The organism is Streptomyces sp. NBC_00568 (assembly GCF_026341855.1).
Taxonomy (GTDB): domain Bacteria; phylum Actinomycetota; class Actinomycetes; order Streptomycetales; family Streptomycetaceae; genus Streptomyces.
This window is the reverse complement of sequence record NZ_JAPENW010000001.1, coordinates 3,085,073-3,097,855: the sequence shown is the minus strand read 5'-3', so window position 1 is coordinate 3,097,855 and position 12,783 is coordinate 3,085,073. Positions and strand designations below refer to the sequence as shown.

Genomic DNA, 12,783 nt, shown 5'->3' with positions numbered 1-12,783 from the left:
GCCTCTCCGCCCCAGCCGAAAGGCCGTACACGGAAACCGTGTACGGCCTTTTTCGTACGTCTTCCCCACCCTGTTCGCTCAGAGCGAACGGTCTTCGGGCGGCGCGCTCGAGCCGCCCCAGTCGACCTGGGGGAGCCCGTCGAAGTGGGCGGCGTGCCGCGGCGGATGAGCGGCCGCCCCGAGAACGAAGACGTCCTCGGCGCCGTCCAGCAGCCCGCCGGACGGATCGTCGTCCCCTGCTCGGCGCACCACATCGCGTTCCGGCATGAAGATGTCCCGTACGACCACCGCGCACAGGTACAGCGTCCCCAACAGATGGACGGCGATGGCGACTTGGTATCCATCGGTCGGCAGGCCCTTGTGGGCGTCCCCACTGGTCGTGTACGCGAGGTACATCCAGATGCCCAGGAAGTACGCGACCTCGCACGCCTGCCAGATCAGGAAGTCCCGCCAGCGCGGCCGGGCCAGCGCGACGAGCGGGACGAGCCACAGCACGTACTGCGGCGAGTAGACCTTGTTCGTGAGGATGAAGGCCGCCACGATCAGGAAGGCGAGCTGAGCGAAGCGGGGGCGGCGCGGGGCGGTGAGCGTGACGGCACTCAGACCCGCACAGATGATCAGCATCATGATCAGCGCCCACGCGTTGGCGGCGTCGGGGGTGATCGTGATCTTCAGCCATTGCGAGATGAACAGGAAGACCGAACCGAAGTCGACGCCACGGTCATGGCTGAAGCTGTAGAACTTCGCCCACCCCTCGGGCGCGAAGTACATGACCGGAAGGTTCACGGCCAGCCAGGCACCGACGGCCCCGAGCAGCGCCGTTCCGAACTCACGCCACTTGCCGGCCCGCCAGCAGAGCAGGAAGAGCGGCCCGAGCACCAGGAACGGGTAGAACTTGGCGGCCGTGGCGAGCCCGATCAGGACGCCGAACGCCAGAGCACGCCCCCGCGACCACATGAGCATCGCGGCGGCCAGCAGGGCCACGGCGAGGAGATCCCAGTTGATGGTGGCCGTGAGCGCGAAGGCGGGCGCGAGAGCGACCAGGAGGCCGTCCCAGGGCCGACGACGGTGGGTACGCGCGGTGCATACGGCGATGACCGCCGCGCACACCATCAGCATCCCCGCATTGACCATCCAGTAGATCTGCTCCTGGTCCTGGATGCTTCCGCTGCCCGGAGTGAGCCAGGCCGCGACCTCCATGAACACACCGGTCAGCACCGGGTACTCGAGGTACTCCATGTCGCCGGGGATCTTGTCGAAGTACGGCACAAGGCCGTCGGCGAATCCCCGCCCCTGGTAGAGGTGCGGGATGTCCGAGTAGCACGCGTGCGTGTACTGCGAGCTGGCTCCGAAGAACCAGCCGCCGTCGTAGCAAGGCAGCTTCTGGACCATACCGAGGGCGAACATGCCGATCGCCATCAGCGCGACGACCCGCACGGGCGTCCACCAGGACGTCCCGAGCAGGGCCCGCCGCCCGATGGGGCCGCCGATCAGCTCACTGCCGCTGGCGGCGACCTCGTCATCCTTGGTCGGCCGCACCAGCTCCGGCTCGTGCACGCTCGCTCGCGTCGTCTCTGCACTGGGCATGCCGCACATCCTGCCGTACGCGTCTAGGAATAGGCCGAGGGCCGCCCCACCCGGTCGGTGTGGCGGCCCTCGTTTCACGTGAAACGGTGTGTTTCACGTGAAACACACACGGAGGCGGCTGCTATCCGCCCGGGCCTCCGAAGAGGCCTCCGCTATTGCTGCCATTGCCGTTGCCTCTAGTGGTCCCGGTAGAGGCGGATTCCGTCGGTGAGGCGCTCACTCCTCCGTCGGTGGTGCCACCCGTATCGGTACCGCCGGTGTCGGTCCCACCGGTGTTCTGGCACTCGAAGTCGAACTTCCTGCAGGTCTCGCTCGGCGAGGGCGAGGGGGACGTCAGGGTCTCGCTGGGGGTGGGAGTCGGCGTCGGGCTCTCGGACGCGCTCTCGGTGACCGAGGGCGTCGGCGTCGGGCTCGGGGTGTCGTTGAGGACCACACCGATGTCCTCGGGCTTCGGGAAGGGCTCCGCCTTCTCGCCCTTGAGCGCCACCTCCATGTAGTCCCGCCAGATCTGAGACGGGAACGAGGCACCGTGAATGGTCTTCTCGCCACCCGTGCCGTACATCTGAAGGAACTCGCGGTTCTTCTTGGTCTCGTCGTCGTCCAGGCGGTACATGCCGATCGACGTGGCCAGCTGCGGGGTGTATCCGACGAACCAAGCGGACTTGTTGCCGTCGGTCGTACCGGTCTTGCCGGCCACCTCACGGCCCCTCAGCTGCGCGTTGGTGCCGGTGCCCTTCTCCACCACGGTCTTCAGGACGTCGGTGACGTTGTCGGCGACCGGCGGGGTGAAGGCGTTCTTGGTCTTCGCGATCTTGTCGTGCTGGAAGACCATGCCGTTCTTGTCGGTCACCTTCTCGACCGAGTACGGGTCCCGCTGCTTGCCGCTGGCCGCGAAGGTGGCGTACGCACCGGCCATACGGATCGCGCTCGGGGATGACGTACCGAGCGAGAACGACGGGAACCTCGAACTGGCGAGGCTCGACTCCTTGATGCCCGCGCTCAGGACGGCTTCCTTGACCTTGTCCAGGCCGACATCCATGCCCAGCTGGACATAGGCGGAGTTGACGGACTCCCGCATCGCCTCACGCAGGTCGATCTTGTAGCTGGGCGGGTTGTAGGACCGCTGGCCGTCGTTCTGCTGCAGCCACTCCCTGCCCTTGTCGTCCGTCCAGTCGGTGTGGTTGTAGTCCTTGATCTTGAGCTTGTTCTTACCGCTGTACAAGCTCTTCGGCGAGACGATGGTGCGTTCGTCCTGCGCCTGCTCCTGGTCCCCATCAGGGTTCTTGGCACCCCAGGACATGGCGGCCGCCAGGACGAAGGGCTTGAACGTCGAACCGACCTGGGCGCCGGTCTGGTCGGCGTTGTTGGTGAAGTGCTTGGTCGCGTCCTCACCGCCGTAGATGGCCTTGATCTGACCACTGGCCGGGTCCACGGAGGCTCCGCCGAACTGGACATACTTGTCCGTCTTCGGTCGCAGCTTTTCCTTGATGTTGGCCTTCCGTACCTTCTTCACCGCGGCCTCGAGCGCGTTGACCTTCTTCCTGTTGAAGGTCGTGTGAATCTCGAGGCCACCCTGCCGAAGCCTGGTCTCCGAGATCCCGGTCTCGTCGCTGTGTTGAATCAGGTACGAGTTGGCCAGGTCGACGAGATAGCCGACCTGCCCGCTCAGCGCGGCATTGGACCGCGGGCTCTTGATCTTGGGGAACTTGGTGAACTTGTCCCGAGCCGCCTGGGTCAGGCGGCCGTCCTTGACCTCTTCGCTGAGAATCCACCGCCAGCGATCCTCGGCGCGCTTACGGTTGGCATCAGCCGTGGCGGCCGGGTCGATCGACACAGCCCCTGCCGGGTCGTAGTACGTGGCACCCTTGAGCACCGCCGCCAGGAAGGCACACTGGCTCGCGTCCAGTTCTTGGGCGGGCTCGTCGAAGTAGGCATGCGCCGCGGCCTGGATTCCGTAGGCGTTGCGCCCGTAGTACGCGGAGTTCAGGTAGCCGGCCATGATTTCGTCCTTGGGCATCTTGGCCCCGACCTTGATGGAGACGAACAGCTCCCTGAGCTTGCGCGAGACCGTCTGTGACTGGTCCTCCAGCATCGCGTTCTTCACGTACTGCTGGGTGATGGTGGAGCCACCCTGCGTCTGACCGCCCTTGGCCATGTTGACGAAGGCGCGGGCGATACCCATCGGGTCGACGCCGCTGTCGGTCTCGAACGTCTTGTTCTCGGCCGACATGACGGCCCACCGCATCTCCTTGGGGATCTGCGCGTAGCTGATGATCTGGCGGTTGGTCTCACCACCCGAGGCGACCATCTGGGTGTCGTCGTCCCAGTAGTAGACGTTGTTCTGCGCGTTGGCGGTCTTGCCGACCTCCGGGATGCCCACCAGTGCGTACGCGACGCTAGCGGCCGCGACCAGGCTGCCGCAGAAGCCGATGAACAGGCCCGTCACGAGCTTCCAGGACGGCACCCAGCGCGCGGCGCCGTACTTGCCGGCGCGCGGGTAGTCGATGATGCGTTTGCGGGCAGGCTCGGGAGCGCGGCCTCGGCCGCGTCCTGGCCCGTTCGGGCCCGGAGGACCACCACGTCGGCCGCCCCCTCCTCCGGGGCCACCGTGTCCCGCGCCGTCGGCGGCTCTGCGCCGACCTCCGCCGCTCCCTCTCTGTGTGGCCCGCCGTGCCTCGGCACGGCTGCTGAACGGGCTCTCTGCGCCCCCCGAGTCATAGGAATCGGAAGGAGACCCGGTGGCGCCTCGCGGTGTCTCCCGGCGGCCTGCGGACGGCCCGGGCTGTGGCTGGCCGCGCCGGGCCGCGGCACGTCCGCCACCCTGCGGCTGCGGCGGTTTGCGACGGTGCTCGCTCATCGAACGATTACTCCTCGGGCAGGCGCACCTTTGCGCGCCTGGAAACGGCGGCTGGTTTCCGGTCCCCCCGAAGTACGGATGCGGTCGTTAGCGCATTCACCCGTACTGCACCGAAGACGTTGACGTTCTCAGGCGTCACTCGGTTCCCGGTGGTGTGCATGCCGCACAGACTACGCACCGTCAAAACCTGCCTAGCACCGAAGTTCACCCCAAATCAGGCAACTTGCTTCGTATGAATCAGTGATGTGACGCCGTTCACCCTGTCCCCTCTTGTCGCAACCGCAGGGGCGTTCTATCGTGCTGATGTATCGAGTCGATACATCAGCACGACATAAAGACCGTGCCGACGAGGCAGCGACAGGGAGGAGGCGACGATGAGCCGGCGTTCCGGGATTCTCGAGTTCGCTGTACTCGGCCTGCTCCGCGAGTCCCCGATGCACGGCTATGAACTGCGCAAACGACTCAATACGTCACTGGGCGTGTTCCGTGCCTTCAGTTACGGAACGCTCTACCCCTGCCTCAAGACGCTGGTCGCCAACGGCTGGTTGATCGAGGAAGCAGGATCCACACCTGAAGACGCCCTCACGGCAACGCTCGCAGGGCGTCGCGCCAAGATCGTCTATCGATTGACGGCCGAAGGTAAGGATCACTTCGAGGAACTTCTCGCGCAGACGGGTCCCGACGCGTACGAGGACGAGCACTTCGCTGCTCGCTTCGCCTTCTTCGGGCAGACGTCACGCGATGTACGCATGCGCGTACTGGAGGGTCGCCGCAGCCGTCTGGAGGAGCGCCTCGAGAAGATGCGCGCCTCGCTGGCGCGCACCCGGGAGCGCCTCGACGACTACACGCTTGAGCTCCAGCGCCACGGAATGGAGTCCGTGGAGCGCGAAGTGCGCTGGCTGAACGAGCTCATCGAGAGCGAGCGGGCCGGACGGGACATCAAGCAGTCCGCCTCCGAAGGCTCCGCTCAGCAGGACATCACATCTGGAGAGACGGGCGGCCTGCCCCGGCACCGGGACAGCACCCGGCCGGATCCGTCCGACGACACCGCCACGTGAGACCCATCCGGGGTTTCACCGATACACACAGGGAGCAACCGGAATGGGTTCGGTTCGCGTAGCCATCGTCGGCGTGGGCAACTGCGCCGCCTCGCTGGTTCAGGGCGTCGAGTACTACAAGGACGCCGACCCGGCGACCAAGGTCCCCGGCCTGATGCACGTCCAGTTCGGCGACTACCACGTCGGTGACGTCGAGTTCGTCGCCGCGTTCGACGTCGACGCGAAGAAGGTCGGTCTCGACCTCTCCGACGCCATCGGTGCCAGCGAGAACAACACCATCAAGATCTGCGACGTCCCGAACAAGGGCATCACGGTCCAGCGCGGTCACACCCTGGACGGTCTCGGTAAGTACTACCGCATGACCATCGAGGAGTCCGACGAGACGCCGGTCGACGTGGTCCAGATCCTCAAGGACAAGCAGGTCGACGTCCTCGTCTGCTACCTGCCCGTCGGTTCCGAGGCCGCGGCGAAGTTCTACGCCCAGTGCGCCATCGACGCCAAGGTCGCCTTCGTCAACGCCCTCCCGGTCTTCATCGCCGGCACCAAGGAGTGGGCGGACAAGTTCACCGAGGCGGGCGTCCCGATCGTCGGCGACGACATCAAGTCGCAGGTCGGCGCGACCATCACGCACCGCGTGATGGCGAAGCTGTTCGAAGACCGCGGTGTCCGTCTTGAGCGCACCATGCAGCTCAACGTCGGCGGCAACATGGACTTCAAGAACATGCTGGAGCGCGACCGCCTCGAGTCCAAGAAGATCTCGAAGACGCAGGCCGTCACCTCGCAGATCCCCGACCGTGAGCTGGGCGAGAAGAACGTCCACATCGGTCCCTCGGACTACGTGGCCTGGCTCGACGACCGCAAGTGGGCGTACGTCCGCCTCGAGGGCCGCGCCTTCGGTGACGTCCCGCTGAACCTGGAGTACAAGCTCGAGGTCTGGGACTCCCCGAACTCGGCCGGTGTCATCATCGACGCCGTGCGCGCCGCGAAGATCGCCAAGGACCGCGGTATCGGCGGCCCGATCCTCTCCGCGTCGAGCTACTTCATGAAGTCCCCGCCGGTCCAGTACTTCGACGACGAGGCCTTCGCCAACGTCGAGAAGTTCATCAAGGGCGAGGTCGAGCGCTAAAGCACAGCTTCGTGCTTGCTGTTGAGGGTCCCCGGGCATTGCGCCCGGGGACCCTCCTCGTATGTGAGGCTGTGCCCCATGGCCGTCGTGCGTGACCTGCGCGTCCTCCTGCGCTTCCAGGGATTCAGGCGCCTGCTCGGCGTGCGGCTGCTGTCCCAGGGCGCCGACGGCGTCTATCAGGTCGCGCTGGCCACCTACGTGGTCTTCTCACCGGAGAAGCAGACCTCGGCGGCCTCGATCGCCTCCGCGATGGCGGTGCTGCTGCTCCCGTACTCGCTCATCGGTCCCTTCGCGGGTGTCCTGCTGGACCGCTGGCGGCGTCGGCAGGTTTTCCTGTACGGCAACCTGCTGCGCACGACGCTGGCATGCGTGACCGCGGTTCTGATCCTGAGCGACGTCCCCGACTGGCTCTTCTACGCCTCCGCTCTCTCCGTCACCGCGGTCAACCGATTCGTCCTGGCCGGGCTCTCGGCTTCACTGCCCCGTGTCGTCGACGCGGACCGTCTCGTGCTGGCCAACTCCCTTTCACCGACCGCCGGAACGCTCGCCGCGACTCTGGGCGGAGGTCTCGCGTTCGCCGTACGGCTGGTCGTCGCGGACTCCGACGCGGCGGTGGTCCTCGTAGGAGCGGCGCTGTACCTCTGCGCGGCCCTCGCCTCCCTGCGCATCGCCCCGGACCTCCTCGGGCCCGAACAGGAGTTGGTCCACCCTCATCTGGCCACTGCCCTCGCCGGCACCGCGCGAGGCCTCGCGGCGGGCGTACGTCATCTCGCGGAGCGCCGACGGCGGGAGGCGGCCTGGGCTCTGATGGCCATGACGCTGATGCGCTTCTGCTACGGCGCTCTGACGGTCATGGTGCTGATGCTCTGCCGCTACGCCTGGGCAGCCGGCTCGGACGACGGGCTGGCGCTCCTGGGGCTGGCCGTGGGCGTCTCCGGAGCAGGCTTCTTCGTGGCGGCCGTGGTGACGCCCTGGGCTGCGGGGCGACTGGGCTCCGGCCGCTGGATCGCCGTATGTGCCGGAGCCGCCGCGATCCTGGAACCCGCGCTCTGTCTCCCGTTCGCCCCCGCGCCCATGCTGATGGCCGCATTCGTGCTGGGCGTGACCACGCAGGGCGCGAAGATCGCCACGGACACGATCGTGCAGTCCTCCGTCGACGACGGCTTCCGCGGCCGAATCTTCTCCGTTTACGACGTGCTCTTCAACGTCGCTTTCGTCGGGGCGGCCGCAGTGGCCGCTCTGATACTGCCTTCTGACGGACGGTCGGTTTCCCTCGTCGTGACCGTGGCGGCGGTCTACGCGTCAATTGCGGCCACTATGACCAGCTTTGAACGTCAGTAAGTGTCACATGAGTGCCACAGAGCCAATCCCGACTACTGCGTTGTCACAGGGTCCCGATAGCTTATGTGGGTCTTATTCGCGTCACGTGCCTACGTTCCAGGGGGACCCCCAAGTGACAACTCCGCCGCCCCAGGGCCAGAACCCGTTCGCTCAGGGCCAGCCGCCCCAGGGCCAGAACCCGTACGGCCAGCAGCCCCCACAGGGATTCCCGCAGCAGCCGGGTCAGCCCGGGTTCCCGCAGCAGCCGACCGCTGGGTACGCCCCGGTCCCGCCGGAGCGCCCGAAGCGGGGCTTCAAGCAGTACCTGCGCATAATCGTGGCCATCGCGGGTGTCTCCATCATTGTGGGCGGCTGGCTGTTCAGCGACAGCGAGGACGCCAAGAAGCTGGCCGTCGGCGACTGCCTCTACAACAAGGGCTCCGACAACGACCCGGACGTGGTGCAGGTTGAATGCACGGATTCCAAGGCCACGCACAAGGTCCTCAAGAAGGCGGACGGCGCTTCACTGGCCCAGCTGACGTGCCAGAGCGTCGCGGGGACGACGGCGACGCTGACGTGGAAGGAAACGGGCGACTCCTTCACCCTCTGCCTGGGGGACAACAAGTAGCCGGCAGAACCAGATGTGCGAAGGGGCGGTGTTTCACGTGAAACACCGCCCCTTCGTGTCGCCCGGCGTCGATGTTTCACGTGAAACATCGACGCCGTCGCCCGTCCCTCAGCCTTGTTCGGCCCACCACTCCTTGAGCGCCGCCACCGCGGCGTCGTGCTCCATCGGGCCGTTCTCCAGTCGGAGCTCCAGCAAGAACTTGTACGCCTGACCGATAGCGGGGCCCGGGCCGATACCCAGGACCCCCATGATCTCGTTGCCGTCGAGGTCGGGACGGATCGCGTCGAGTTCTTCCTGCTCCTTGAGCTGGGCGATGCGATCCTCGAGGCCGTCGTAGGCACGGGAGAGCGCGGTCGCCTTGCGCTTGTTGCGCGTGGTGCAGTCGGAGCGGGTCAGCTTGTGGAGACGGTCAAGCAGCGGGCCCGCGTCCCGGACGTAGCGGCGAACGGCGGAGTCCGTCCACTCGCCGGTGCCGTACCCGTGGAAACGCAGATGGAGTTCGACCAGACGTGAGACGTCCTTCACGAGATCGTTCGAGTATTTGAGCGCCGTCATACGCTTCTTGGTCATCTTGGCGCCCACCATCTCGTGGTGGTGGAACGAGACCCGCCCGTCCTGCTCGAAGCGACGCGTCCGCGGCTTGCCGATGTCGTGGAGCAGCGCGGCGAGCCGGAGGGTCAGATCGGGCCCGTTCTCCTCCAGGGCCATCGCCTGTTCCAGAACGATCAGCGTGTGTTCGTAGACGTCCTTGTGCCGGTGATGCTCGTCGCTCTCCAGCCGCAGCGCGGGGAGCTCCGGGAGCACATGGTCGGCGAGCCCGGTGTCGACGAGCAGCGTGAGCCCCTTGCGGGGGTGGGCGGACTGGATCAGCTTGTTCAGCTCGTCCCGTACGCGCTCCGCCGAGACAATCTCGATACGCCCGGCCATGTCCGTCATGGCGGCGACGACCTCGGGTGCCACCTCGAAGTCGAGCTGCGCGGCGAACCGCGCGGCCCGCATCATCCGCAGCGGATCGTCGGAGAACGACGCCTCCGGGGTGCCCGGGGTGCGCAGGACGCGAGCGGACAGGTCGTCCAGACCGCCGTGCGGGTCGATGAACTCCTTCTCCGGCAGCGCGACCGCCATCGCGTTCACCGTGAAGTCACGACGCACGAGGTCTTCCTCGATGGAGTCGCCGTACGACACCTCCGGCTTGCGCGAGGTCCGGTCGTACGCCTCGGAGCGGTACGTCGTGATCTCGATCTGGAACGACTGCTCCACATCGCCCACACGGGCATCCTTCTGCGCACCCACCGTGCCGAAGGCGATCCCGACCTCCCACACCGCGTCCGCCCAGGGCCGGACGATCTTCAGCACGTCCTCGGGTCGGGCGTCCGTCGTGAAGTCCAGGTCATTGCCGAGCCGGCCGAGGAGCGCGTCCCGGACCGAGCCACCGACCAGGGCGAGCGAGAATCCCGCCTCCTGGAAACGGCGGGCGAGCTCGTCGGCGACAGGGGAGACCCGCAGCAGTTCACTCACCGCGCGGCGCTGCACCTGGCTCAGGGCACTGGAATTGTCTTCATTGGCGTTCGGCACAACAGAAAAGGGTACGTGGCCGAGGCCCCCGGGGGCGCCCCGATAAATCTCACTTCCGTGCCCCTTCTCTCTTCGCCGCCTCAATACGCGCACATACAGGACAGTCGGAGCTGTCCCCCGATCTTGTGGACCACTCCGCGGCACTTCCTCTCAGCGCACATCGTTACCATGCGTGGACGCACATTCCGACGACCACTGACGACGACGAGGACGGGCGAGCGCGTGGCCGAGGCGGCAGACTTCCAAGGGACGAGTCCCTCACCTGCCCGCCGGTGGCTCCGGCGCAGCGGTGCACTGCTGGCCGGGGCGCCGCTGCTGGCCGGGCTGCTCCAGCTGCCCTTGAGTACCCCCTCTCAAGCCGCTGAGCGGGCCTCTGTGGCCGATGCCACGGGGTCCGGCACGGTCGACATCAGCCTCGACTCGCTGAGCCCCAGCACCCCCACTGACGGCGACACGATCACGGTCTCCGGCTCGGTCACCAACAAGAGCAGGCAGACCGTCACGGATGCCCACGTAGGCATCCGCGTCGGGCCGTCCCTGAACACCCGCTCCGCCATCGACACCGTCGCGAAGCGAACCAGTTTCCAGCCGGGCCTCGACGCGGCGGAGGTCGGGGGCAAGTACGTCGCGAAGGTCGCCAAGCTCGCCTCCGGGAGCTCGCAGCACTTCAGCATCTCGGTGCCCGTCAAGGAGCTCGACCTCGGAGCCGACGGCGTCTATCAGCTCGGAGTCTCGCTCACGGGCCGGACCACCGCTCAGCAGTGGGACCAGGTCCTCGGTATCGAGCGGACGTTCCTGCCCTGGCAGCCCGACGCTGCGGACACGAAAACCAGGACGACCTACCTCTGGCCGCTCATCTCCACCGTCCACCTCACGGCGGAGACCGGTTCCGACGAACAGCAGACGCCCGTCTTCAAGAACGACGACCTGGCCGCGGAGATCGCCCCGGGCGGGCGCCTGGACCAGCTCCTGTCGCTCGGCAGCGGACTCGATGTCACCTGGGTCCTTGACCCGGACCTGCTGGCCTCCGTCGACGCCATGGGAGGCGGGTACCGGATCCAGCAGGAGGACGGCACGACCGTCGCCGGGCAGAACCGGGCGGTGGCCAACGCCTGGCTCAACAAGCTGGAGAAGGCGGTCCAGAACCAGAACGTCGTCGCGCTCCCCTTCGCCGACCCCGACCTCGCCTCACTCGCCCACCACGGCAAGGTGGTCACCGGTTCCCTGAGCCACCTCAAGGACGCCACCGATGTGGCCGCAGACACGGTGGAGACGATCGTCCACGTGAAGCCGAGCACGGAGTTCGCCTGGCCCGTGGACGGAGCCGTGGACCCGTCGATCGTGAAGGTGGCCACTTCGGCCGGCGCGGACAAGGTGATCGCCCGCAGCGACAGCCTCCGGGAGACGGGTGGCCTGTCGTACACGCCGAGCGCCGCACGCCCCATCGGTGGCGGGACGACGGCGGTGGTCGCGGACGAGCGGCTCTCCACCGCGTTCCAGGGCGACATGCTGAAGGCCGACAACTCCACGCTCGCCGTCCAGAAGTTCCTGGCCCAGAGCCTGATGATCAACCAGCAGTCGGACGACGAGCGCAGCATCGTCGTCGCCCCGCAGCGGATGCCCACCGCGAGTCAGGCGCAGTCCATGGCCGAGGCGCTGCGGGTGCTCCAGCAGGGGACCTGGTCGGAGTCCCAGGGGCTGGCCGAGGCCGCCAAGGCCAAGCCGGACCCCGGCGCCACCACCAAGGTGCCGCCCACGTCCTCGTACCCGACGGCACTGCGCCACCGGGAACTGCCGAGTAAGGCCTTCGCACGGATCCAGGAGACGCAGAGCAAGCTCGACAAGTTCCGGTTGATCCTCACCGACGAGTCCCGTGTGGTCACACCGTTCGGCCGGGCCATAGACCGGGGGATGTCCGTGTCCTGGCGTGGTCGCCCGACGGAGGCGAAGGCCTTCCGCACAGGTGTGGACAATTACCTCGACGGGCTCATGGGCCTGGTGCATCTCATCGAGAAGTCGGACGCGAAGCTCTCGGGGCGCAGCGCCACGATCCCCGTGACGGTCCAGAACAACCTCGTGCAGGGCGTCGACCATCTGGTGCTGCGCCTCACGTCGGGGCAGCCCACCCGCCTCAAGATCGGCAATGGCCCGCAGCCGATCCAGGTCGCGGGCGAGCACAGTCAGTCGGTGAAGTTCACGACCTCCACCAAGGCCAACGGTCCGGTCAAGGTCACCGCCCAGCTCTACACGGAGGACGGGCAGCCGTACGGCGATGCGGTCTCCTTCGAGGTGAAGGTCACCGAGATCACCTCCACGGTGATGCTCGTCATCGGCGGCGGTGTCCTGCTTCTCGTACTCGCCGGTTTCCGGATGTACACGCAGCGTAAGCGCGCGGCGGCCCGGCAGGCCGAGGGAGAGCAGGAGGACGGTCCCGAGGCGGGGGGTGTGCGCAAGGACACGGACGGCACCGTGGACACTGAGCACACTGAAGACTCCGAGGACGGTCCCGAACGGGCTTCCGGCTCGGTGTCCGGGGCAGACGACCCGGAGCAGCCGAGTGACCCGACACCGGACACCGCATCGGAAAGCGCCGACCCGTCCGGCACGGGTGAGAGAGTGGACCGTTGAGCGA

The 12,783-nt window shown here is 66.9% G+C and carries 8 protein-coding genes; 5 read left to right on the top strand and 3 right to left on the bottom strand.

Annotated features, from left to right (window positions below; genetic code table 11):
• Positions 1–78 precede the first annotated feature (78 nt).
• Entirely contained in the window at positions 79–1,587 is a 1,509-nt protein-coding gene (locus OOK38_RS13420) for a glycosyltransferase family 87 protein (protein WP_266760580.1), read from the bottom strand.
• Positions 1,588–1,708: 121 nt separating this feature from the next.
• Positions 1,709–4,444: a transglycosylase domain-containing protein gene (locus tag OOK38_RS13415; protein WP_266760582.1), complete on the bottom strand. Its 2,736-nt coding sequence runs from the start codon at positions 4,442–4,444 to the stop codon at positions 1,709–1,711.
• A 374-nt stretch (positions 4,445–4,818) separates the two neighbouring features.
• Here OOK38_RS13415 and OOK38_RS13410 point away from each other — a divergent pair, with 374 nt between their 5' ends.
• The 4 genes from OOK38_RS13410 to OOK38_RS13395 all read left to right on the top strand — a co-directional run bounded on the left by OOK38_RS13410 (position 4,819) and on the right by OOK38_RS13395 (position 8,576).
• On the top strand, positions 4,819–5,502 hold the full coding sequence (locus OOK38_RS13410; protein WP_266760584.1) for a PadR family transcriptional regulator: 684 nt from the start codon (positions 4,819–4,821) through the stop codon (positions 5,500–5,502).
• A 43-nt stretch (positions 5,503–5,545) separates the two neighbouring features.
• A complete protein-coding gene (locus OOK38_RS13405) occupies positions 5,546–6,628 on the top strand; it encodes an inositol-3-phosphate synthase (RefSeq protein WP_266760586.1) in 1,083 nt (360 codons plus the stop codon).
• A gap of 78 nt (positions 6,629–6,706) precedes the next feature.
• Complete coding sequence (locus tag OOK38_RS13400) at positions 6,707–7,969, top strand: MFS transporter (protein WP_266760588.1); 1,263 nt, start codon at positions 6,707–6,709, stop codon at positions 7,967–7,969.
• A 112-nt stretch (positions 7,970–8,081) separates the two neighbouring features.
• Complete coding sequence (locus OOK38_RS13395) at positions 8,082–8,576, top strand: hypothetical protein (protein ID WP_266760590.1); 495 nt, start codon at positions 8,082–8,084, stop codon at positions 8,574–8,576.
• 108 nt (positions 8,577–8,684) lie between these two features.
• On the opposite strand, the gene OOK38_RS13390 is transcribed toward OOK38_RS13395, so the two are convergent.
• Positions 8,685–10,151 (bottom strand): CCA tRNA nucleotidyltransferase, encoded by a 1,467-nt coding sequence (locus tag OOK38_RS13390; RefSeq protein ID WP_266760592.1) that lies wholly within the window; start codon positions 10,149–10,151, stop codon positions 8,685–8,687.
• A gap of 222 nt (positions 10,152–10,373) precedes the next feature.
• Here OOK38_RS13390 and OOK38_RS13385 point away from each other — a divergent pair, with 222 nt between their 5' ends.
• Entirely contained in the window at positions 10,374–12,779 is a 2,406-nt protein-coding gene (locus OOK38_RS13385) for a DUF6049 family protein (RefSeq protein ID WP_266760594.1), read from the top strand.
• The last annotated feature ends 4 nt before the right edge of the window (positions 12,780–12,783 follow it).